Source organism: Dokdonella sp. (assembly GCF_019634815.1).
In the GTDB taxonomy this organism is placed as follows: Bacteria; Pseudomonadota; Gammaproteobacteria; order Xanthomonadales; family Rhodanobacteraceae; genus Dokdonella_A.
Map to the genome: position 1 here is coordinate 1 of NZ_JAHCAP010000007.1, position 23,350 is coordinate 23,350.

Sequence of the window (23,350 nt, forward strand, 5' to 3'; positions counted from 1 at the left end):
TTCGAGGCCACAGTGCAGGTCACCGCCACGTCGGTGACGTTCGCGCTGCCTATCGTGCCGCTGCCATTGCTGACGTTGCAGACCTGGCCCGCAGGCTGGGTGCCCACCGTGACCGCATAGCTCGCACCGCCAGTCAGGCCGGTCGGGAAGGTGAACGCACCATCCGCGGCGACTGGCAAGGTCTGCGCGCCGGCATTGAGCGAAAGCACCAAGCCCGAACCCGTGAGACCGCTCACGCTGCCGCCCACCGTGTAGGTGGCCCCGGTCGCGGTGGTCGGGATCAGGCACCACTCGGCGAGGCTGCCGGTGTCGCCGCCGGCATTGTCGCTCGCCGTCAGCGTCCAGGTGCCGTTGAACGGTGCGCCCGCAAACACGGAATTGATCGGATTGTTCGGCTTGACCACACCCGACAGCGCCGGCGGCGTCGCATTGCACTGCCCCTCGACCGGGGTGGTCGCGGCATCATCGAGCACGATGTCGAAGTCATTGTTGCTGCAACCGAAGCCCGAACCGGTGTAGCCCGGACGGTCGACCATCATCACGTTGCCCGCACCGCGCGAGAGCTGGAACTTGAGGTCACCCACCCAAGTGTGCGTGCCCTTGATCGAGACCTTGAGATTGGTCAGGGTCGAGGTATCAGCCACCGTGATCGAATTGCTCAGACCGGTCGTGTTGTTGTCGGGAATCGCCGTGTTGACCGTGCTGCAGATCAGGTTGGCGGTGGTGAAGCTGAACACCGTCGACGTGCTCTGGCCGCAGGTGTTGTTCGCCTTGACGCGCCAGTAGTGCAAGGTGTTCGGCGCCAGCTGCACGTTCGAGGTCCAGCTGTTCGTCAACGTCGTGCCGGTGGCAACGATGTTGGTGAACGCGGAGTCGGTGGCAACTTCGATGACATAGCCCTGCGCTTCGGGATCGGAGGCCCAAGCGAACGCCGGCATCGTTGCCGTACCGGTGGCGCCGTCGGCAGGCGTGGTCAGCCCAACGGCACCGGGAATCGCCGCGTTGACGTTGAGCGTGGCGCCCGTGCTGTGGCTGATCGGCGTACCGCCGCTGGAGATGCCATCGATGCTGAACAGGTAGCTGCCACTGGCAAGGCCCGCGGTATTGCCGATCGTGAGCACGCTGACCGCAGCCGGGTCGGCCGGCGTGACCGGATTGACGCTGAAGCCGCTGGTGGTTGCGCCAGGCAAGCTCGAGGTGCTGAGCGTGACCGGATCGGTGAAGCCATAGAGACTACGCACGCCGATCGAGTAGCTGGCGGGCGTACCGGCACAGATCGACATCGAGCCCGGCGTCGGCGACAGCAGGTAGTCCGGATCGGTGCTGAGATCGAAGTTGCCGGTGACCGCCAACGCGAATGTCTGCGGGCCGGTCGGCACGTTGATGCCGCGAACGCGGATCTGGTACGGACCAGCCGCAGGCGTATCGAACTGGATACGCTGCATGGTGTTGATGCCGTCATAATCCGTCGTGGTGATGCTCTGCGTCGGATTGGCATTGTTGACGTTGTAGCCCGCCGGCAATTTCTGCGTCCAGACATCGCCGTTGGGTGCCTGCACTTCCAGGCGCAGCGAGTTGACGGTTGCCGGACTCGCATTGACGGCGCCGGGAACGTCACTCCAGTTCAGGACGAAGGTCAGGCGCTGGCTGCCGACTGCGGTGACCTGGAAATTGGCCACGCCACCTGTCTGCAGACCGGTGGTCTCGTCATGGATGAACAGCTTGCTGGCATCCCCCGCGAAGAACAGCGAATCGTCGAGCAGGATGCGGCCATAACCCTGATCCTGACCCGGGTTGGCGTTGGCACCCGTGCCGGTCATCTTGAACGCACCGGCGGCGAGGATCGCCTTGATCAAGGCACCCGAAGGATTGGGTATCGCATCGCCCGGCGTCTTGACACCGCTCGGGTAGAAACCATTGGCAAGATAGTCGCGCACGAGCGCTGCATTGCCCGCCGCGGTCGGCGTTGCCATCGAGGTGCCGCTCATCGTCACGGTACCCGAAGCGCTGCGTCCGGCCGAGATGATGCTGCTGCCCTGGGCGTCGAGATCAGGCTTGGTGCGGCTGTCGAGCGTCGGGCCGCGCGAGGAGAAGCTCGCCATGTTGTTGCCGGCGGTGCCGCGACCGGTCGCGCCGATCGTCAGCACGTTCTTGGCGTTGCCGGGGCTGCCCACGTTGTTGCCGTTGGGGCAGGCGGTGGCATCGTTGCCTGCCGCGAACACCACCAGCAGGTCGTCGCGATCGGCCATGACCGAATCGGCGTCGCGTGCCATCTGGTCATAGGTCACGGTGCATCCGGAAACGCATGCTCCGAACTGGTCGGTACAGCCACCGCCCCAGGAATTGCTGTGGATGCGCGCGCCGTTCTGATAGGCCGTGTCGGCTGCGTGGTAGGGCGTGCCGCCCATGGTGTTGAGATAAGCGAGGTTGGCACCCGACTCCTGCATCACGAGCTTGGCGTAGGGCGCCATGCCGACCAGGTTGCTGGTGCCGTTGGGAGCCGGCAGGCCGGCACAGCTGTTGCCCAGATCGAAGCCGTTGTCATTGCCGATGATCGAACCGGCAACGTGGGTACCGTGGCCGTGGTTGTCTTCCCAGCCCGTGCCGGAAAGGCCCGACCACTTGTAGTAGGCCACGACCTTGCGCGCGGCGTAGTTAGGTGCCGCAATCACCGGGCAACTCGCACCCGTGGTGCAGATGTCGATCGGCATCGTGTGGTTGGGATCGCTGAACGCGATGTTGTCCATGTACACGCCGGTATCGAGCTCGCCGATGATCTGGCCGCAACCGTAGATGCCCTTGTCCCAGACCGAGTACGTCGGCGGCGAAGAGATGTTGCTCTGGTGCAGCCAGTGGCCCTGCGAGTTCGACGCTCGCACCGGCCTGTGGAAGCCGACCGCGAGCACGTCGTCACGCAATGCAAGTGCTTCGATCGTGTTGGCCAGCTGCGCGCGCGCAAAGGTGGCGCGCACGCGCACATCATCGCCGCTGTTGATGACCTGCGTGGCCAGCACGCCGGGAATGCTCGAGAACGCGCTCTGCAGACTGACGCTGCCAGCCTGGCTGTCGAGCGAGATTTCCAGCGCGTCGATGCCCAGGCCGCTGACGATGTTGCCGGCCTTGAGCTCGTTGTAGATATTCGGGTCGATCTTGAGCGCCGGCATCAGCGGGCCGCTCCAGTTCACACCGTCGATCGCGTGCATCGCATGGTCGCGCTCGGCGGGCATGCGCACGATGTAGGCGTTGTAGGGCGCATAACTGATGATGCGCGCGCCGGCCGCTTCGACCGCAGCACGCTGCGCGGCCGTGATCGGACCGGAGAACTTGACCAGGCGCAGGCTCGAGTCCTTCACCGCATCAAGCGAAAGCAGATTCTGCAAATTGGCTGCGGACGTCGAAGCCTCACCCGTGCAGACATTCTGCTGGGCACCCGCGAACGACACCAGACAGTCCTGTTCGCCCGCGCTCGCTGCCATTGGCAGCGCCAGCACGATGGCGAGGGACAAAAGATTACGCATGGAATTTCTCCCCAGAAAAGTACGATCGACACGACCACGACCACGACCACGACCTTGCCATCGGCAGACTGCACCAGCGGCATGGCCACACCATTGCCATCTTTGGCATCGGATACAGCCCCAACACCCGCGACATTGCCTCACGGCAGTTCGCAACAACAACCCGCCAAGTCACATTCCGGGCGTCCCGTCGATCCGCGCAAGGCGCGTACCGGCAATCCCGAACCGCAACCCAAGCCCGCGGCACGGGACACGCGGATCGACTCGGTCCGCGCCCGCACAGCGAACATCGTGCAAGCCTAACACGGCAAGCTTGCTTCGGCCCATGCTGCATCTGCCGCATTTTCTGCGCGAACCTGTTCCGGAACACGCGCACCAGCGCAGTGCACCCATGCAGCCAGCGCAGCTCTGCCGTCAGGGTTGCCTGCCCCCATTTTTGCATTGCGTGCGCTGGTCGCTCGGCCCCGCACCCGGCTGCTTTTCGCCGATCTCCGCTTGCCAGGCGGCTGTGCGACTTGATCGGCGTTGCCCTAGACTCCGCGATCATGCTCAAGATCGACACCCACGCCCACATCCTGCCGCCGGACTGGCCTGATTTCGCGTCTCGCTTTGGCGAGCCCCGTTTCCCGGTGATGGTGCATACCGAGGGGCGGCACCGGATCTACAAGGACGGCAAATTCTTCCGCGAGGTCTGGGCCAGCGCCTTCGATCCCGAAGTGCGCATCGCCGACTATGCGAAATTCGGCGTCGACGTCCAGGTGATTTCAACCGTACCCGTGCTGTTTTCCTACTGGGCCCAGCCACATCAGGCGCAGGAGCTGCACCGCTTCCTCAACGAGCACACCGCCAGCGTCTGCCGGCGGTTTCCGCGCAACTACATCGGCATCGGCACGGTGCCGCTGCAATCGCCAACGCTCGCCATCCGGGAACTGGAACGCTGCATCGACGAGCTGGGTCTGGCTGGCGTGCAAATCGGATCGCATTGCGGCCAATGGAACCTCGACGCTGCCGAACTGTTCGAGTTTTTCGAGGCCGCCGCGGCGCTGGGCGCGGCGATTCTCGTCCACCCGTGGGACATGATGGGCGCGGAATCGATGCCCAAATACTGGCTGCCGTGGCTGGTCGGCATGCCGGCCGAGCAGGCGCGCGCGATCTGCTGCCTGATCTTCGGCGGCGTGCTCGAACGCCTGCCCAAGCTGCGCCTGTGTTTCGCCCACGGCGGCGGCGCATTCCCGTATACCATCGGCCGCATCGAACATGGTTTCCGCATGCGTCCGGATCTGGTCGCCACCGACAATGCGCGCAATCCGCGCGAGTATCTTGGCCGCATCTGGTTCGACTCCTGCGTTCACGACCAGGCCGCGCTGCGCTACCTGCTCGACGTGGCAGGCACCGAGCGCGTCATGCTCGGCAGTGACTATCCGTTCCCGCTGGGCGAACAGGCGCCGGGCCGCGCGATCGCGGACTTGGGGCTGCCCGCCGACGACCAGGCGAGGCTGTTCCACCGCAGCGCGCTCGATTGGCTCGACCTGCCGCTTTCCCGCTTTGCCAACCCGCCGGAGTGACCCTGTGAAATCCCTGTCAATCCCGACTCTCGCTGCCACGCTCGCACTGGCCACATCGGCCCTGTGTGCGCAGACTTCGCCGCAAACCGATTATTCGCTCAACGATGGCAAGGTGAATTTCAAGGCGCCTTCGCCGTGGAACTCGGTGATGGAAAAGAAAGAGGGCAATCCGCAGGCGATTGCGTTCTTCATCCCCGATCCAGGCGCACAGGGAAGCGAAGACAGCACGACCGCCACGGTCAAGACGCGCCAGCTTGCCGATGCGTCGGCATTTGCGGCAACCATCCAGGAGGAATTCGAACGCGCACGCTCGCAGAGCGGCTTCGAAATCGACCCGGCGAACAAGGATGCCGGCGTCCGTCAGTATTTCGTCACCCGCGGCAAGACCCGCTACCGCGTGCGCGATGTCGCGCGACTGGTCGGCAATATCGCCGTGGAAGTGCGCTGCCAGCGGCCGCTGCCCGCCGCCGCGCAGGCGGCCTGGACGGCGCAGTTCGACGCCGATTGCGAACGCGTGGTTGCTTCGATCACACCGTGAGCACGCAGCTGGATCCGCCACTTGCCGAAAACGATGCGCTGGCTCGCGACGCCGCAGATCCGCTGGCCGCCCTGCGTGACCGGTTCCTGATCCCGCCTCACGACGCCAGTCACCCGCAGGCTTATTTCTGCGGCAACTCGCTCGGCCTGCAGCCACGCGCGACTCGTCAGGCCGTGCTCGACGAACTCGACGATTGGCGAGACCTCGCGGTCGAGGCGCACTTTCGCGGCCGTCATCCGTGGATGCCCTACCACCAGTTCGTGCGTGACGACCTGGCGCTGCTGGTCGGCGCACAACCGCAGGAAGTGGTGGCGATGAACTCCCTCACCGTCAACCTGCACCTGATGCTGGTGAGCTTCTATCGTCCCGACGCAAGCCGCAATGCGATTCTCATCGAACGCGGCGCGTTTCCATCGGACCGCCACGCAGTCGAGTCGCAGATTCGCCTGCATGGTCTCGATCCGGCGCAGGCCTTGATCGAAATCGACGCCGACGAAGCCGAAGGCACGTTTTCACCCACTGCCATCGCCCGCGCGATCGATGAACACGGCGCACGCACCGCGCTGGTGCTGTTGCCCGGCGTGCAATACCGCACCGGCGAGTCATTCGACCTCGCCGCGATCACGCGCAGCGCGCAGGCCCGGGGTTGCCGGGTTGGCTTCGACTTGGCCCATGCAGTTGGCAACGTGGCGCTCAACCTGCACGATGCGGGCTGCGATTTCGCCGTCTGGTGCAGCTACAAGTACCTCAACGCCGGGCCGGGCGCGGTGGCTGGCTGCTTCGTCCACGAGCGCCATGCACGCAGCGATTTGCCGCGCCTGGCCGGCTGGTGGGGGCATGACCAGGGCACGCGCTTTCGCATGGAGCCCGGTTTCGTCGCCGCACCCGGGGCCGATGGATGGCAGTTGTCCAATCCACCGATCCTCGCGCTGGCCCCGCTGCGCATCTCGCTGGAAATTTTCCGCGAGGCGACGATGCCTGCGCTGCTGAAGAAATCACGCAGCTTGACCGCGTACTTCGCCGAACTCATTCGCGCGCACCTCGGCGACGTGCTGCACATCGTCACGCCCGCCGACCCGGCGCGTCGCGGCTGCCAGCTCTCGCTGCGCGTGCGTGGTTCACGCGAGGCGGGCCGATCGCTGTTCGAGCATCTGACCCGCCACGGCATCATCACCGATTGGCGCGAGCCCGACGTGATCCGCGCCGCGCCGACACCGCTGTACAACTGCCACCTCGACTGCCTGCGCTTCGTGAGCGTCGCGCGCAGCTGGGCCGACGCGCAGCGCTGAGCATTACAGCGCAAGGCCAATCCGGAATGCACAAAGGCCCGCACAGGGCGGGCCTTTGCAAATCTGCATCGCCAGGCGAAGTTCAGAAACGCATGCGCGCAAACAGCGATGGTCCGTGGAAATCGATATCCAGCGCCGCACTCGAACTGATGCGTTCGCGATACAGGCTTACCGCGGTCTTGCCGTACTCCACCGCAAAACCGACATTGTTGAAGGGGAACCACTCGACACCGGCACGAATGTCGTAGAGATGGCCCGACAGCGAGCCGCCATTCTTCTTCACGCCGCCCGCATCCACGTACAGGCGCAGCGAATCGGAAAACGCATGCTTGTAGGCCAGTGTCAAGGTCGGCGCAACCGCCGTGCCACTCCAGCTCGTATGCTCGCTCACGGGCGGCATGCCGTTGATGATCGCGGTGCCGTCGAGCTGGAGTTCGGCGCGGTAGAACGCGGCGCCCACGCCAACACCGAACACGTCGGCGTTGCTGCCGAACCACCAGTGATAGGCCGCCGAACCGAGCGAGACATCGAAGTCGCTATGCAGACCTGCCTGCAGATCGTAGATGTCGCCATCGTATTCGAACATGCCCGAACGCGAGTGGTTCTTGGAACGTCCCAATGAGTAATAGTCGAAACTGAATCCCTGCGAATCGAACACCAGCAAGTCCAGACGCGCGTGCCCGACAGTCTGGCTGCCCTTGCCGAGATCGATCTTCGACAGCGACCCCACCGACGTGTGGGTGGCGTCCAGATCCGCACGCGTGTCGAGCACCGAACCACCGATCCAGACGCTGATGCGATCAAGCGCCTGCGCGGGCTCTGCCTGCGCCACACCGCACATCGTCATCGCCGCTGCCACCGCGCTCACGGATTTTTTGACCCAGCCTGCCGTCATCGTCGTTCCCCTGGATTGATTGCAAATGCGAACGATCCATGGTGGCGCCAAGCCCCTCGGTTTGTAAAGGGGAATCGCGCGGGCGCGCAACTGGAGATCAGGGTTGCGCGGCAGTCGCTGGAACCTCATCGACTTCGTCGGGTGCTTCGACGCGATAGCCGCGCTCCACAAGGGCCGACAAATATTTTTCGTCGCCGATGATGTCCGAGATAGGCAACAGCGCTACCGTGCTTGCATGGGTCTCCAGCGCCTTGCTCGCAGCCTCGATCCAGGCCTGCTTGGTCTGCACACCGACGTCGCCGAAATCCTTGAGCACGGTCGCACTCTGCATCGCCTCCATGCATGCCACATACTGGTTGGTGTATGGCAAGGCGCGCAGCGCATCGATATCACCTGTAGCCCAGGCATTGGCGCGCAACTTCATGTTGTCCAGATCGGCCTCGATGCGATCGAGTGTCTTGCTGAAGCAGTCGAGGTCATCGAGCGTGGAATGCTTGAACTCCTTGATCGCGGCACGCGGCTGCTTGACCTCCACCGTCACCTTCACCGCAGTCGGCTTGATGCCGGCCTGTTTGCTGAACGCCGCGACCCGCTCACCGATCAGATCGTTGCCGCCGGTCATGCCGTTGCGCTTGATCGCCTCGCTGTAGAGTTCCATCGCGGCAAACAAGGGCCGCCATTTCTCGACCTTGTTGCCTCGCCCCAGATAGCGCTGTTTGAGTGGCTGCCAGCGTGCGTACTGCTCGGCCGGCACGATCTGCGCGAGCTTCTTGCCGTCGGGATTGTTGCGAATGCCGATCAAGGACGGGATCAAGGCCAGACGGCCCCAGAACCCGACGCCGGACTTGATGTACAGCCCCGGCGACAGCAGCACGGCCTGCGACTGCGCGACGCGCTCTTCGACTTCCCTGGCGCGCCACTGCATCTTCTGCGGCAAGGGCGACTGAGTGCCCAGCACCCACAACACATGATCGCCCTTGCTCACCTTCCACAGACCGGGACCCGGTTGCTCGCCGGTCACAACCACGGTATCGAGCTGGGCCGTGGTGCCGTCGGCCGTGGCTGCAGGCGGCTCCTGCGCAAGCGCAGGGACACTCGAAACAAACAGGCACGACAACAGACCGGCGAACAGTGCGCGCATGGATAGCTCTCGGTTCAGGGGCACGCAGTGTTCCTGAACCGGGCGTCCGGATGCGTCAATATTTCGTTGCCGCGCGTGCCATGTTCATCGCCGATAAAGACACCCGGTGAAACGCGTCAAACGCTGCGTGCGAGTTCGCCTGCGACCTCGCGTGCCGCGGCGAGCGTCGCGGCGATGTCCGCGCGCGTATGCGCGGTCGACACGAACAGGTTTTCGTAGGCGCCAGGATGGAACAGCACGCCGCGCGCGAGCATGCCCTGCCACCAGCGACGGAAGATTTCCTGGTCGGCACGGCGCTCGGCATCGCGGTAGTTGTGGATCGGCTCGCGCGCGAACCACACCTGCATCAGCGGACCGATGCCGACCACATAGGCCGGCAGGCCCGCGTCGGCGAGCACCTGGCCCAGGCCCGCGCGCAGTTCATCGGAAACCGCATCGAGCTGTGTGTACAGACCCGGCGTTGCGAGCTCGTCGAGCGCCGCATTGGCCGCGGCGATGGCGATGCCGTTGGCGCTGTAGGTGCCGGCCATCGACACCGTGCCATTGGCGACCAGCGCCATGATGTCGGCGCGTCCGCCCATCGCTGCGACCGGGAAGCCGCCGCCGATGCCCTTGGCGAACACCGAGAGATCCGGCTTGATGCCCAGCCGCGCCTGCGCGCCACCCAGTCCCAAGCGAAAGCCCGTGATCACCTCGTCGAAGATCAACACGATGCCGTGCTTGCTCGTGATCTCGCGCATGGCTTCGAGATAACCCGGCTGCGGCAGGATGCAACCGGTATTGCACATCACCGGCTCGGTCAGCACGGCGGCGATCGAGCTGCCTTCGCGCTGGATCGTCTCGGCCAGTGCCTGCGGATCGTTCCACGGCAGGATGATGAGATTGTCTTCGACGCCGCGCGGCATGCCCGGGCCCTGCGCCACCGCGATCGGATGCGCATCGGGACCGGCCTTGTCGATCGCCGGGTGCTTGCTCCAGTACACGCCATCGGAAAAGCCGTGGTACATGCCCTCGAAGCGGATGATCTTGTGGCGCCGGGTGAACGCACGCGCAAGGCGCGTGGCATACAACACTGCTTCGGTACCGGTGTTGCACAGGCGCACCTGGTCGATGCTCGGCACCGCGTCGATGACCTTCTGCGCGAGACGCGCCTCGTCTTCGGTCGGCAGTGCGAACACCGTGCCGCGGTTCTGGATGAAGTCGACCACCGCCTGCGTCACGCGCGGCGGGCGATGCCCGAAGATCATCGGGCCGAGGCCGAGCAGGTAGTCGATGTATTCGTTGCCATCGACATCGGTGACGCGTGAGCCCTGCCCGCTTTTCACGAACAGCGGATACGGCGACCAGCCCGACCAGGTTGCGCGCGCGGTGCTGTTGACGCCACCCGGAATCAACTTGCACGCCGCATCGAACAACTGTGCGCTGCGCCTGGTGTCGAGACCGGCAACCAGATCGGTGGTGGATTGAGCGGTGTTGTCGATGTTCAAGGCAATTGCTCCGGAATCAGGATTGTGGCGTGCACAGCGCGCAGCGGATCGCCGCCTTGCTTGCACTCGGCATGAAGCGAAATCGTCGCGCCGCGAGGCGGTTCAGGCCACCCGCAGCGATGGCAGCGGCGTGGGCGCGGCATGCAACGCGTCCAGCTCGCCGGCAAGCAGGCGCGGCAGCAAGGCAAGTGCGTCGGCGAAGCCGTCGATGCGCAGATGGGCGATTCCGGCGGCGCGACAATGCTCGACCAGACGATGCTTGGCGAACACGAAATCGGCGCTGCCGGCGACGCAGAAATCCGAGGCGCCATCGCCGATCACCAGCACCCGCTGCCGCTCGCCGTGCGCAATGGCCGAACTTGCGCATTTGCAATTGCCGCTGCGGCAATCGACGTTGGCGTAGGGAAATTCGAGCCGCCAACTGCGTTCGCCGCTGGCGATCAGATGATTGGCTGCTACCGGCAGGCGCGCGAGACCGTTGCGACCGAGGATGCGGCGGATCGAATAATCCAGCCCGTCGCTGAGCACCGTCATCGGCAGGCCTGCCTCCTCGACAGCAGTGGCGAACGCCGCGAAGTCACGGTCGATCGACATCTGGTCCAGGTGTGCATCGAGTTCGGCACGGCTGACGTCGAGCAAGGCGATCTGCTGCGCCATGCATTCACGCGAGCCGATCTCGCCGCGCTTCCACGCCTGTTCGATCTCTTCCCAGCCGGATCGCGCAAAGCGCACCAGCAGCGTATCGGTGATGTCTTCGACGGAGATGGTGCCGTCGAAATCACAAAGAATGGTCCAATTGGGCACGCGCTAACCCCGCAACCGGCCACCCGATTGCACCGTGGCGCAGGGTAGAAAAACCGTCTTTCCTGCGGCTTTCACCCGTACCGCGGATCCGGGGCGCGTGCACTGCGCAACCCGGATCGCCGCTTGGTCTCAGGGTACCGCCGCGGGCATCCCCACGGGCGGAATCGGCTGCGCGCGCAGTGGCGGCACCGGGTTTCTGGCCAGTCGTTCGGCAAGATTGGCAAGCGCGGCTTCGAGTTGCGCGTCGTGACCGTGCGCGGTGGCCCACGGCAGGTTCTCGACTGCAATGTCGGGCGCAACACCACGGCCCTCGATCAACCAGCGTCCCTGCAGATCGAACTGGGCCGTGTTGGCGACGCGCGCCAAGCCCTTGTCGACCAGACGATTGCCATCAGAGAGCCAGATGCCCGCACCCGCCGTACGCATGCCGATCACCGGGCCGAGCTTGAGCGCGCGCACGCCCGCGGTGAAGGTTTCGCCGTCGGAATAGGTGAACTCGTCGGCAAGCACGACCAGATGTCCGCGGAAAGCCTGCTGCATGTTGGTGGTCGGTGCACCATGCGGCGGTTGCCAGAACTCCCAGGCGCGGCGCAACAGCTTCTCGATCACCCAGCTGTCGATGTTACCGCCGCGATTGCGGCGCACGTCGATGATGAGACCGTCCCGATCGTATTGCGCGTAGAACTCGCGGGCGAAGTTGGCGATGTCGTTGGGGCCCATCGCGTACAGGTGCAGGTAGCCGATGCGGCCTTTTCCGGCTTTTTCCACCTTGGCTAGATTGCCGCGCACCCAGTCCCCATAGCGCAGCATCGCGTCTCGCTCGGCGCTCACCGGGCGCACGATCGCTTGCAAACCCGCACTGCCGCGTTTGACGTCGAGCAGCACCTGCTGCCCCGCCTGCGCCGCCAACGCGCGCGCCAGCTCGCCCACGGTGGCGACGGCGCGGCCATTGACTGCGCTGATCACGTCGCCTTCACGCACGTCGGTGCCCGGCTGGGCCAGGGGCGCGCGCTCGTTCGGCAACTCGGCGTCGGTGCGCCAGATGTGATCGACGCGCATGCCGCCATCGACGGCCTGCAGCTTGGCGCCAAGGAAGGCCGCGGCTGGCGCTGCCGGATCGCCCCGATAGTCGCCGCCGCGCACCTGTGAATGCAGGATGCCCAACGCCGAGCTCATCTGGCCGAGCAGGTCATCGAGTTCGAGGCGATCATTGACGCGCGCGACCAGCGGCAACAAGCGCGTGCGCACTGCCTTCCAGTCGACGCCGCGCATGTCCGGCGCGAAGGAATAGGCCTGATGCATGCGCCAGGCATCATCAAACATTTGCCGCCATTCGGCGGCGGGATCGATCGCGATTTTCCAATCCGAGTAGGCAATGCGCGCGTCAGCCATGTCGTCGGGCGCCTTCGCTGCGGCATCGAGCAGAAGGATCTCGCCGAGCTCGCCCTTGGCGCCTGATTTCACCACCAGCAGACGTTTGCCGTTGCCGCTCGATACGAAGCCGCGCACGTCGCCAAGAAACTTCGTGAGCTTGCCGTTGCCGGCCTCAATCGCGGCCGTGCGCAATTCACCCTTGCCGAAACTTCCGGCGGCACGATCGAGCACGTAGAGCCGTTCGCCGGTGACAGCGAGATCGCTGTAATTTCCAGGCTCGATGCCGGTATCGATCAACCGCTGCGAGAGGCCGGCAAACTCGACCGCGGGCAGCACGACCTTCTTCTCGCCGCCTTTCCTGCCCGCACCGTCCTTGCCCTTGTCGTTCTTGCCGCCTTCGGACTTGCCGGCCTTCGCTTCGACAGGCGCAAGTTCGTCGACAGGCTGAAATGGCGAGCGCAGGCCCGGCTGCAGCGCGAGCGCGAAGATCCGTGTGCGCTTGTCGAACATCGGCCCCAGGTTGCGATCGCCCCAGGGTGCGCCGGGAGTCGGCACGAAGTTGCGATTGCTGAGGAAGTACAACCATTGACCGTCAGGCGAAAACGCCGGTTCGACCGATTCATAGCGGTCGCTGCTGAGCGGCTGCGCAGCGCCACCGGTGGCCGAAGCCAGGAAAATCTGCGGCAGCTGCCGCGCCGAAGCCGGCCGTGACCACGCCAGATAGTGGCCATCGGCCGACCAGGCCACATCGCCATAGGCCTCGTCCTCGCCGAACGGGGATTCGTCAATGACACGATTGTCGCCCTTGTCGAGATCGAGGATCGACAACCGCGCACGCTTGTCGGAATGCGCGAGCCAGCGTCCATCGGGCGAGGGCCACAGATGCAGTCGATAGCTGCCGTCGTCGGCGAGCAGCAGTTTGCTCGTGGCCGAACCATCGGCTGGAAAACGGCGGATTTCACTGCGGCCATCCAACTCGGTGATCGAGAATACCCACTTGCCATCTTTCGACAACACCGCTTCGCGCAGTCGCGCATGTTCGGGCACGGCGAGGCTTGCGCGACGCAGGCCCTTGGTGCCGGTGACCACGGCCTGACCGCGTGCGCCGAGCACGACGCGCGTGCCATCGCCATCGGTGGCCACCTGATCGATCCACTTGGCCGGCTCGCCGATGAAGCGCTCGCGGCGCTGCAGGAAATCCGAATCGAGCGTGATTTCGAGCTGACGATCGGTGCTGCTGGCGATGTCATACAGATGCAGGTCGGCACCGAGCTGGTAGACGATGCGACCGCCATCGAGTCGCGCGCCACGCACGTCGAAATCCTTGTACCGGGTGAGCTGACGACGATCACCGCCCTTGTCGTCCATGCTCCACAGGTTGGCACGCCCGCCCACATCGCTGACCACGTACAGCCGCCCCTGCCACGGCATCGGTTGGCTGATGTTGGCATCCATGTCGGCAGCGATGCGCACTGCCTCGCTCTTGTCGTCGGTGGCCCAGTGCCAGAGCTGGGCCATGCCGCCGCCGCGATAACCGACCGCGTTGTCGCCCGACACCGCGAGACCGAAACGCGTGAACCACGCGCTCTTGCCATCCTCGGCATAAGCGAGCTCGCGCGCATCGGCGAGCGGAATGTCGCGACTCTGCCCGCTGGCCGGATCGACGCTGCGCAAGGCGCGACTCATGCCCGGCCCGATCACATAGTCGCTGGCGTAGATGACTTCGCCGTGCGGCCCGAAACCCGACAGCCAGGCGCGACTGGCTTCGAAGGTCAGACGTTGCGGCTCGCCGCCGCTGATCGGCATCTCGTAAACATCGGGCGCACCGTCGTAGCTGGCAACGAAGGCGAGCTTGCGGCCGTCAGCCGAAATCACCGGCTGCGTCTCGGCGGCCGGATGCGTGGTCAGACGCTGCGCCGCGCCGCCCTTGGCCGACACGCGCCACAGATCACCTTCGGAAACGAACACGACCGTGTCGCCATGCAAGGCCGGTTCACGGTAGTAGCCCGGCGCGGCCAGCGCCGTTCCGGCAATGCAGGCGCAACCGGCCAGGGTGAGCAAAGACACGCGCTTCATCGGATTTCCCCATGACTTGCGAACGCCCGAGCATGGCAGGGCCACCCGAGCACGCAAGGGCCGGTGGTCACGGGTGCACACGCTCGTCACCCGGGAAACTGCATGCGCTCGAGGATCTGCCGTGCCAGCGCGGCCGCAACGCCATTGCGCACCAGCCAAGCAACCAGCACCAGATTGGCCGCGACGCTGAACCAGAAAACGATCTGGAACGAAGTCTTCGCCGTCTTGTGGTGATGTCGTTGTTGCGCAATCAAGGCACCCGGCCACCCGCCGAGCACGTCGAAAAGGTGCAGCCTTGCTTCCGGCGTACGCCATTGATCCTTGCGGGCTGCCGACTTGTCGATGCTGTAAAGAACGTATGCGAACACGCTCATCAGCGCATAAGCTGCCGGCACGATCCAGGGCAGATCGCCAAGCAAGGCCGCAACCGTCACGCCCGCCAGAAACAGGCAGGCAATCAGGATTCGCGGCAAACGCCGAGGCGACCCGCTCGCGCGGGCTGCCTGCCCTGCGAATCGAGCCATCTCCGCCCGGGGACGGCCACGCTCATCCCTGGCGAGTTCGAAGGTAATCACCTCGCCATCCGCAGGTCGCCGCGATCCAGGCTGAAACGCCTTGATATGCACGAAGATGCGCATTCGACCGCCCTGCGCGACCACAAAGCCAAATCCTTTCTCGTCATTCCAATCGGAGATTTTCCCAGCGTGACGCATCCGGCCTCCTGCAATCAGGAATCAGCTGGGCAAACGCCAACGCGGCGCACGCGCTTCGCACTGAACCGCTGCAACGGCGCCGCCACGACCTTGCACGCCCCGCTCGCCAGCGTCTACTTCGCAGCGCGCGGGAACCGCACCAGCACGCGCTGGCCGATGCGGAAATCACCGCCTTCCAGGCGCAGCACGCAGTCGACCGCATGCACGCCGGCGCGCTCGATCGGATCATCGGTGAGGCGACTGGGGCCGAACACCTCGCCCACCCGCAGCACCTGGGCCATCACCGGCTTGCCGGTATCCGAATCGCGTATGACTTCGGCCTGCATGCCGGGCTTGATGAGATCGACATAGGCTTCGTTGAGTTCGGCGCGCACGATGCGCGGACGATCGGGCAGCAGCTCGAACAAGGCGAGGCCACTGCTGGCAGTGACCACATCACCCACATGCACGCGACGCTGCACGATGCGGCCATCGGCGACCGCGCGCAGGCTGCGCGCGTCGACTTCGGCCTGTGCCTGGCTCACGTGCTCACGCGCAACCTCGACCGTGGCTTCGCCGGCGAGCAGTTCCGACTTGAGCACGGCGAGCGCGGTCGCAGCCTCGTCGGCGCTTTGACCACTGCTGGCCCCGGATTTGGCCGCCTCGCCGGTGCGCTCCGCGAATTGCTGCGCGGGGCCGAGCCGTGCCTTGAGTACGCCAAGCTGGGCCTGCGCCTGCGCCAGTTCCGCGCGCGCGATCGCCAGCTCGCTGTGCGCTTGTACTGCATCGAGCGTGGCCAGCACCTCGCCGGTCTTGACCAGATCGCCATCTTCGACGCGCACGCTGGCGATGCGACCATCGCGCGGCGCGGTCACCGCGATGATGCCGCCTTCGACATCGACCTGGCCACGCGCCATCGCCAGCCATGCCGATGCCGGTGCCGAGCCGGGCGGCGTTGCCGATTCGCCCGATGTACAGGCACACAGCGCGGCCGCAAGCACGGCAGGCAACAGCAAGTGGGCGCGCAACAGGCTCATCAGGGAACATCCTCGGCAGCAAACGGCCGCACTCGGCGGTCGGAGAGTATCTTGCCATCCTCCATTGCCAACACGCGATCGGCATGGCTGATCAAGCGCGGATCGTGGCTCACGCACAGCACCGTTGCGCCATGTGTGCGCGCGATGCGGTGCAAGGTGTCGATCACGATCTGGCCGTTGGCAGCATCGAGCGCACTGGTGGGTTCGTCGGCAAACAGCAGTTGCGGTTCCTTGGCCAGCGCACGCGCGATTGCCACACGCTGCTTCTCGCCGCCTGACAGTTCAGCCGGACGCAGGCGCATGCGGTTGCCAAGTCCGACTTCTTCAAGCGCGGATTGTGCACGCCTGCGCGTCTGTGCCGCGTCATAGCCCAGGTAATCAAGTGGCAGCATCACCTGTTCGAGCGCGCTCAACGCGGGAAACAGATTGAAGCCCTGGAACACGAAGCCGGTATGTTGCAGGCGAAAGCGCTCGAGTGCTTCGGGACGCAGGCGCGCGAGATCCTCGCCGAGGGCGAATACGCGCCCGTCATCGGGACGCAGCAGACCCGAGAGGATTGCCAGCAGGGTGCTCTTGCCGCAGCCCGACGGGCCCGAAACCAGGCTCAATTCCGCTGCTTCGATTTCGATCGAAAGATCGCGCAGCACATCGGCGCGCACCGAACCGGTGACGAAGGACTTGCTGATCGACTCGGCGACGAGAGAGGCAGCCATGACTCACCGCAACAACAGGGCCGGATCGGCCTTGCGCAAGGTGCGCAGCGCGGCCAGGCCCGACAGCAGGGCGATCACCATCACCAGCACGGCGCAAACCAGCACGATCATCGGCGACAGTTGCGCAGGCACGTCGCGGCGTTGCGCGAGCGCGACCACGATCAGGGTTCCCAGCCCGCCTACGAGGATGCCGAAGGCGCCAACCCAGGCAGCCTGCTCGAGCACCACGCGCCGCAGTGCCCGCACACCCACGCCCAGCGCATGCAGGGTCGCGTATTCGCGGATCGAACCGGCCACCGCGCCCATCAGGGTCTGGCTGGTGATGACCGCGCCGACCAGCACCACGACGAAGGCAAGGAACATCACACCCAATCCGGCGCCCGTTTCGAACATCCAGTAGAGCACCGCGCGACGCGCGAAATCATCGCGCGTCCAGGCCTGGAAGCGACCGGCCGTGCCTTGGGCATCCAGGCGCGCCTGCACCGCGTCAGCTTGCGCTGGATCCTTGAGCTTGACGACGTAATAGGCGACCTGCTCCGCATGTTCGCCATTATCCAATCGCCGCGCGGTGTCCAGCGAAGTCAGAATGTTGACGCCGCCCAATGCGCGCAGGCCGTTGCCGACTCCGACGATGCGCACGCGATGACCATTGAGGATCGCTTGACCGCCGATCGCCAAGCCGAGCTTGGCCAAGTCTGCGCGATCGACGATCACGCCATCGGGTTCATTCAGGCGTGCGCGCAAGTCGGGCGTCAGGGCGTCGGCGAACATCAAGGCATCCGGCCGGGTGTCGATGCCCGAGATGAATACCGACACGCCGCCCTTGTCGGCCGGCCCACGCCAGTCACCGTCGAGCCAGTTGAACGGCTCGACCCGCGCGACCGCTGGATCCATCAGCGCTGCCAGTTGCGCCTGTGCCGAAATCGGTCGGCCCAGCTCGATGCTCTGCGTCCCCGGAAAACCGAGCCACAGATCGCCGCCTGACTTGCGCACGTAGACCGCGGCGCTGCCGAAAATACCGAGCACCAGCGCCGCCTGCACCAGAAGCAACAATCCCGAGAAGGCGACCGCAAAGCCCGACGGCAGGAATCGCCGCCATTCGTGGATCAGGGTTCTGCGCGCGAGCGGCACCATCAGGGCGCGTCCCCGTGTGGCAGGGGCGCGCCGCCGAGCGCCTTGTACAACGCAACGAAAGCGATGCCGCGATCCTGCTGCGCAGCCAGCAGATCAAGCCGAGCCTGAGCGAACGCCGACTCGGCATCCAGACGTCCGAACGCATCGCCCAGACCCAGGCGCTCGCGCGTGGCCGCGGCTTTTGCTTCCCGCTCGAGCGGCGCCACCGCCTGCCGCAGCGCCAGCTCACGCTGGCGTTGTTGCTCCAACGTGGCCAAGGCTGTCTCGGCCTCGGCCACACCCTCGACCACCGCACGTCGGTAGGCAAGCAGGCTGGCAGCCAGTTCCGCATGGCGCGCCTCGGTGATGTTTTCACGCTGTCCCCAATCGAACAGGGGGATTTCTATCGCCGGCCCGAAGGTGACGATACCGGCGGCGTCGGACAATCGGGTGTGGCCGATCACCTTTGATGCGTAGGTGAGCGCGCCGCCCAATCCCAGCCGCGGGAAGCGGTCGGCCCGCGCCAGGCCGAGTTCGCCGGCCATCCTGATCACCTCGGCTTCAGCGCGACGGATTTCCGGGCGGGTGCGCACGAGATCGGCGGGCGCGCTGCTGATGCCAGCTTCACCCAGCTGCGGCAAATCCTGTGTCGCGGCAAGCCAGGCCTCGGGCTCGACTTCGCCAAGCAAGGCGGTCAACTGACGACCTGCGCGCACCAGCGCCGACCGTTGCTCAAGCACGGCAGCCTGCGCCGCTGCCTGCTGCGCCTGTGCGCGGGCCAGTTCACCGGCTGCGGCAAGGCGCAGCCGCACACGTGTCGCCATCAGCTCGCTGCGTCGCTGCGCTGACTGCGCGAGCGGCGCCAGCACCACCTCGCGTTGCTGCGCGGCGCGCAGTTCGAGATACGTCTTGACCACCTCGGCGACCACGCTGACGCGCGCCGCTTGCGCCTGCGCCAGTGCGGCTTCGTGACTGCCGCGGGCAATCCGCGCCTCGCTTTCGCTGCGCCCGAACCAACCCAGTTCCCATTTCGCGTCGAAGCCAAACTGGAAATAGCTCGCGCTGCTGTCCGGCGTGGGTTCGGAATAGGTATGAAAGCCGACCTGCGGCAGATGCGTGAGCCCGCTTGCCGCGGCCAGACGCCGCGAAGCTTCGACCCGCGCCACTGCCTCGGCCACGCTGAGGTTGTGGGCCAGAGCGCGTTCGACCAGCGCATCGAGCGTGGGATCTCCGAATGCCTTCCACCACGAGCGCAGCTCGACCGCAGTCGGCGCATCGCCCTGCCGCCAGCGGGCCGGCACCTGGTCAGGCAAGTCGGGCAAGGGCAGCGCCGCGCAGGCCGCGAGCGCGACGGCCAGCACCGCGACCGTCAGCGGCTTCCAGCTGCCGCGGCGGCACGACCGCGCCAAGCGCCCGAGGATGGGAGTCAAAGTGAACAAGAGGATGCAGGCTTCTGAATCGCCGGAGGGTGGCAGTGTAGCCAGACCGGGCATCGGGGTGGAATCCGCACCCGGCCTCGCAACGATCCTTCCGCGCCTGACAAGCCTGCGTGTCCACAGCTCCGGATCGACCGTGGCTGGCTGCCATTTGCCAGAGGCCATCGTGGCCATGTCCAGGCTTCAGGTCAGTCTCGAAATGACTGTCTTCAGCGCCGTCCGATCCTTGTCATCGAATCTGCCAAGGATGTTTTCAGACGCGGCCGCAAACGAGTTGCTGGCTTCTTCAAAAGTCCGCTTCCCTGCCGCGGTCAATGCGACAAGGCTTGCCCTTGCATCCCGGGCCGACACCTCCTTGGACACCAAACCGATCTTCTCCATCGGGTTGAGCACGCGGGTGACCCCGGACGCAGTCAAGCCGACTTTCCCGGCAAGATCGATTCGTCGCAGATTCCCGCTCGGAGAATGCCGAAGATGCAAGAGAACCAAATACTCGGTGAGCCCGAGGCCGTGCGCGACCAGCGCTCTGCCAAGTTGACCCTCCACGTGGCCTGCGGCGCGCATGAGTCCGATGAGGGGATGATCCGGTGAGGACATGAATTTGTTTGCGTAGTGGTTGAGTCGGCAAGCATACACACTACTGCTTGTTAGCTCAAGTATCACGCAAACATTCCGTGCGCGATGCCGTATCGCTGTGCGTCCGGAGTCGGCACCTCGATTCCCAAGCCTTCGTGGTGAGACGCGCAGGGATCGAAGCATGAACAGCCCGGACGGTCCGACGACCCGGAGCGTGCTTCGCGACGGCGCCTCGCCCCGGCCGGCGGCCGAGCCCGACACCCATCCACCCCGAATGGAGACCCCGGCCACAAGGCGCGCCAGGCCAACCGCGCAGCCGCCAAACCCGGCGCTTTGCTGCTCGCATCCACTGCGCTATGGTGCTCGGCTCATATCGCGCCCTGCCGCTTCCCATGCTTGGCAAACAATTCCGCACTCTTTGCACCGCCTGCCTGCGCCTGAGCTGGCTGTTTGCCCTGCTGCTGCCTTTGGGCGCGCGTGCGGACGGACTGCTGGTGTTCGCGGCAGCCAGCCTCAAGCCAGCGCTGGATGGGATCCTGGCCACGCCCGACGTGCGCGCCCTCGGCAAGATCGAAGTCAGCTATGCCGCCAGTTCCCAACTCGCACGGCAAATCGATGCGGGGGCGCCGGCGGCGCTGTTCATCAGCGCCGACGAGGAATGGATGGACTGGCTGGCGAAGCGCAAACGGATCGTAGGGCAGACGCGCATCGACTTGCTCGGCAATGCGCTGGTGCTGATCGCGCCAAGGGACAGCTCGGTGCAGGTGGCCTTGCATCCGGGCGTGGATCTGGCCGCCGCGCTGGGCCGCGATGGCCGCCTCGCACTGGCCGAGCCGGGCAGCGTGCCGGCCGGCAAGTACGCCAAGGCGGCGCTGCTCGAACTCGGCGCCTGGAGCGGCGTTTCGCAGCGTTTGGTCGCTGCCGACAACGTGCGCGCGGCACTCAACTTCGTCGTGCGCGGCGAGGCACCACTGGGCATCGTCTACCGTTCCGATGCAGTCTCCGAGCCCGCGGTGCGGATGGTTGCGGGTTTTGCTGCCGACAGCCATCCGCCGATCGTCTACCCGGCCGCAATCATTGCCGGCCATGATTCACCCACCGCACGCGCCTTGCTCGCGGCCCTGCGCACACCCGCGCAACAGGCGCTGTTTCGCGCCAAGGGCTTCGATGCGCCACCGGCGCAACTTCGATCCACATCGCAGCCGTGACCGCATTGACCGCCGATGAGTGGCAGGCGTTGCTGCTCAGTCTGCGCGTGGGCCTGATTGCCGTGGCCGGTTCACTGCCTTTTGCGCTGGGTCTGGCCTGGCTGCTTTCGCGCCATCGGTTTCCCGGCCGCATCCTGCTCGAATCCCTGCTGTTCCTGCCGTTGATCCTGCCGCCGGTGGTAACCGGCTATGCCCTGCTCGCGCTGTTCGGTCGTCACGGCCCGCTCGGCGAACTGCTCGCGCAGTTCGGCATCGTCGTCGCCTTCCGCTGGACCGGCGCGGTGATTGCTGCCGCGGTCATGGGCTTTCCGCTGCTGGTGCTGTCGGTGCGCGCGGCCTTCGATGGCGTCGATCGGCGCTTGGAAACCGCCGCGCAAACGCTGGGTGCGGGTGCCTGGCGGCGCTTTGCCACGATCACCTTGCCGCTGTCACTGCGCGGCATTGCCGTGGGTTGCGTGCTCGCCTTCGCACGTGCCTTCGGCGAATTCGGCGCAACCATCAGTTTCGTCTCCAACATTCCCGGGCAAACCCGCACCCTGCCGATCGCGATCTACGAGCTGCTCAATTCGCCCGGCGGCATGCCCGGCGTGCAGCGACTGGCGATCGTCGCGCTGGTTGTGGCCCTGCTCGCCAGCGCGGCCGCGACCTTCATCGCCGGTGGCATGCCGTGGCGCAGGCGCGACCATGCTTGAACTGAACCTGCGTCACCGCCTGGGTGAGCTCGAACTCGACCTGGACCTGCGCAGCCAGGCCCGCACGCTCGCACTGTTTGGTCATTCGGGCGCGGGCAAGACCAGCGTACTCAACGCGATCGCCGGGCTGCTCGCGCCGCAGTCGGGTCGCATCGTGCTCGATGACCGTGTCTTGCTCGACACCAGCGCCGGCATCGACCTGCCGGTCGCGCAGCGGCGACTTGGCTACGTGTTCCAGGATGGCCGCCTGTTTCCGCACATGAGCGTGCGCAAGAACCTGTTGTACGGCGCACGCGAGCAAGGCATCCGGCCGCGCGAGTTCGACTCGATCGTCGGCCTGCTCGCGCTCGATCCCCTGCTCGAGCGCCGACCGCCGAGTCTTTCCGGTGGCGAGCGCCAGCGTGTCGCGATCGGCCGCGCCCTGCTCGCCGATCCGCGCGCCTTGCTGCTCGACGAACCCTTGAGCGGGCTGCACGCCGAGGCCCGCGCGCAGGTCCTCGATCATCTGCGCACGCTCAAGCGCGAACTGCAGGTTTTCACCGTGCTGGTATCGCATCATGCCGACGAAGTTGCCGCGCTCGCCGACGAGGTCGTGCAGATCCGCGAAGGCCGCGTACTCGCGCAACTGCCGGCTGCTGAATTCGCGAGCCGCGCCAGCACCGTCGCACAGTCGATGTCCTGATGCTTCACCCGCCCCGCGGGTTTGGTTAGGCTAGACCTCTGCCAAACGATCGTTTGAGGCCGAGATGAAGTCGATTGCCACCGTGCCCGTGTTCGCGCTGGTCGCGCTGCTGGCTGCCTGCAGCAGTGGCCCGACCCGCAAGGTCCATCCCTCGACTGCGAGCATCCAGCAGATCGTGGTGCAGGCCGATGGCCAATGGCGCGTCACCTTGCGCATCCAGAACTACAGCACCTTTGCGATGCATTTCTCCGCCGTCGATGCCCGACTCTCGATCGGCGGTCGCGACGCCGCAACGCTCAAGTTTGCACCTGACATCGACATCGTCGGCAGCAACAGCGACGTGGTCGAGACCCGTGTAACGCCACAAGCCGGCACCACGCTGATCGGCAATCTCGACTACACGCTCAAGGGCACCATCTCCACAACCGACCCAAACAACGAATTCAGTTTCACCACCAACAGCCATCTCACGCCCGCGCCCGGCTTGCCCGACACCTGGCGCTGAGTGCAGCAC

The 23,350-nt window shown here is 65.5% G+C and carries 19 protein-coding genes; 7 read left to right on the forward strand and 12 right to left on the reverse strand.

Features of this window, described 5'->3' with window-relative positions:
• A partial coding sequence (locus tag KF759_RS05215; RefSeq protein ID WP_291223353.1) for a S8 family serine peptidase occupies positions 1–3,518 on the reverse strand: 3,518 nt, incomplete at its 3' end.
• On the opposite strand from KF759_RS05215, the gene KF759_RS05220 reads away from it, so the two are divergent.
• From KF759_RS05220 to kynU, 3 genes are read left to right on the forward strand one after another with little or no spacing between them, the layout of a single operon-like run.
• On the forward strand, positions 3,476–5,083 hold the full coding sequence (locus tag KF759_RS05220; RefSeq protein ID WP_291223354.1) for an amidohydrolase family protein: 1,608 nt from the start codon (positions 3,476–3,478) through the stop codon (positions 5,081–5,083). The genes KF759_RS05215 and KF759_RS05220 overlap by 43 nt on opposite strands.
• 4 nt (positions 5,084–5,087) lie before the next feature.
• On the forward strand, positions 5,088–5,621 hold the full coding sequence (locus KF759_RS05225) for a hypothetical protein (protein ID WP_291223355.1): 534 nt from the start codon (positions 5,088–5,090) through the stop codon (positions 5,619–5,621).
• An 8-nt stretch (positions 5,622–5,629) separates the two neighbouring features.
• Positions 5,630–6,910 carry a kynureninase gene (kynU, locus tag KF759_RS05230; protein WP_291223505.1) on the forward strand — a complete coding sequence of 427 codons (1,281 nt, stop codon included), beginning with the start codon at positions 5,630–5,632 and terminating at the stop codon, positions 6,908–6,910.
• An 82-nt stretch (positions 6,911–6,992) separates the two neighbouring features.
• Here the strand turns inward: kynU and KF759_RS05235 are convergent, their stop codons facing one another.
• The 11 genes from KF759_RS05235 to KF759_RS05285 form a co-directional block, all read right to left on the reverse strand.
• Complete coding sequence (locus KF759_RS05235; protein ID WP_291223356.1) at positions 6,993–7,805, reverse strand: hypothetical protein; 813 nt, start codon at positions 7,803–7,805, stop codon at positions 6,993–6,995.
• Positions 7,806–7,902: 97 nt separating this feature from the next.
• Entirely contained in the window at positions 7,903–8,946 is a 1,044-nt protein-coding gene (locus tag KF759_RS05240) for a TraB/GumN family protein (protein ID WP_291223357.1), read from the reverse strand.
• A gap of 116 nt (positions 8,947–9,062) precedes the next feature.
• The gene (locus tag KF759_RS05245) at positions 9,063–10,433 is read right to left on the reverse strand and encodes a glutamate-1-semialdehyde 2,1-aminomutase (RefSeq protein ID WP_291223358.1); all 1,371 of its coding nucleotides are present in this window, start codon (positions 10,431–10,433) and stop codon (positions 9,063–9,065) included.
• Positions 10,434–10,535: 102 nt separating this feature from the next.
• A complete protein-coding gene (locus KF759_RS05250; RefSeq protein WP_291223359.1) occupies positions 10,536–11,237 on the reverse strand; it encodes an HAD-IB family phosphatase in 702 nt (233 codons plus the stop codon).
• Positions 11,238–11,366: 129 nt separating this feature from the next.
• On the reverse strand, positions 11,367–14,687 hold the full coding sequence (locus tag KF759_RS05255; RefSeq protein WP_291223360.1) for a S41 family peptidase: 3,321 nt from the start codon (positions 14,685–14,687) through the stop codon (positions 11,367–11,369).
• An 86-nt stretch (positions 14,688–14,773) separates the two neighbouring features.
• Positions 14,774–15,400, reverse strand: coding sequence for a DUF1294 domain-containing protein (locus tag KF759_RS05260; protein WP_291223361.1), 627 nt, complete (start codon positions 15,398–15,400; stop codon positions 14,774–14,776).
• A 113-nt stretch (positions 15,401–15,513) separates the two neighbouring features.
• Positions 15,514–16,416 carry an HlyD family efflux transporter periplasmic adaptor subunit gene (locus tag KF759_RS05265; RefSeq protein ID WP_291223362.1) on the reverse strand — a complete coding sequence of 301 codons (903 nt, stop codon included), beginning with the start codon at positions 16,414–16,416 and terminating at the stop codon, positions 15,514–15,516.
• Entirely contained in the window at positions 16,416–17,129 is a 714-nt protein-coding gene (locus KF759_RS05270) for an ABC transporter ATP-binding protein (RefSeq protein ID WP_291223363.1), read from the reverse strand. Before KF759_RS05270 ends, KF759_RS05265 begins: the two co-directional genes overlap by 1 nt.
• Positions 17,130–17,132: 3 nt before the next feature.
• Complete coding sequence (locus KF759_RS05275; RefSeq protein ID WP_291223364.1) at positions 17,133–18,263, reverse strand: ABC transporter permease; 1,131 nt, start codon at positions 18,261–18,263, stop codon at positions 17,133–17,135.
• On the reverse strand, positions 18,263–19,681 hold the full coding sequence (locus KF759_RS05280; RefSeq protein ID WP_291223365.1) for an efflux transporter outer membrane subunit: 1,419 nt from the start codon (positions 19,679–19,681) through the stop codon (positions 18,263–18,265). Before KF759_RS05280 ends, KF759_RS05275 begins: the two co-directional genes overlap by 1 nt.
• 180 nt (positions 19,682–19,861) lie before the next feature.
• On the reverse strand, positions 19,862–20,275 hold the full coding sequence (locus tag KF759_RS05285; RefSeq protein ID WP_291223366.1) for a MarR family winged helix-turn-helix transcriptional regulator: 414 nt from the start codon (positions 20,273–20,275) through the stop codon (positions 19,862–19,864).
• Positions 20,276–20,646: 371 nt separating this feature from the next.
• Here KF759_RS05285 and modA point away from each other — a divergent pair, with 371 nt between their 5' ends.
• From modA to KF759_RS05305, 4 genes are all read left to right on the forward strand, one after another.
• On the forward strand, positions 20,647–21,462 hold the full coding sequence (modA, locus tag KF759_RS05290; RefSeq protein WP_291223367.1) for a molybdate ABC transporter substrate-binding protein: 816 nt from the start codon (positions 20,647–20,649) through the stop codon (positions 21,460–21,462).
• Positions 21,459–22,154, forward strand: coding sequence for a molybdate ABC transporter permease subunit (modB, locus tag KF759_RS05295; RefSeq protein WP_291223368.1), 696 nt, complete (start codon positions 21,459–21,461; stop codon positions 22,152–22,154). The genes modA and modB overlap by 4 nt, the downstream gene beginning before the upstream one ends.
• Positions 22,147–22,836 carry an ATP-binding cassette domain-containing protein gene (locus tag KF759_RS05300; protein WP_291223369.1) on the forward strand — a complete coding sequence of 230 codons (690 nt, stop codon included), beginning with the start codon at positions 22,147–22,149 and terminating at the stop codon, positions 22,834–22,836. The genes modB and KF759_RS05300 overlap by 8 nt, the downstream gene beginning before the upstream one ends.
• A 64-nt stretch (positions 22,837–22,900) precedes the next feature.
• A complete protein-coding gene (locus tag KF759_RS05305) occupies positions 22,901–23,341 on the forward strand; it encodes a hypothetical protein (protein ID WP_291223370.1) in 441 nt (146 codons plus the stop codon).
• The last annotated feature ends 9 nt before the right edge of the window (positions 23,342–23,350 follow it).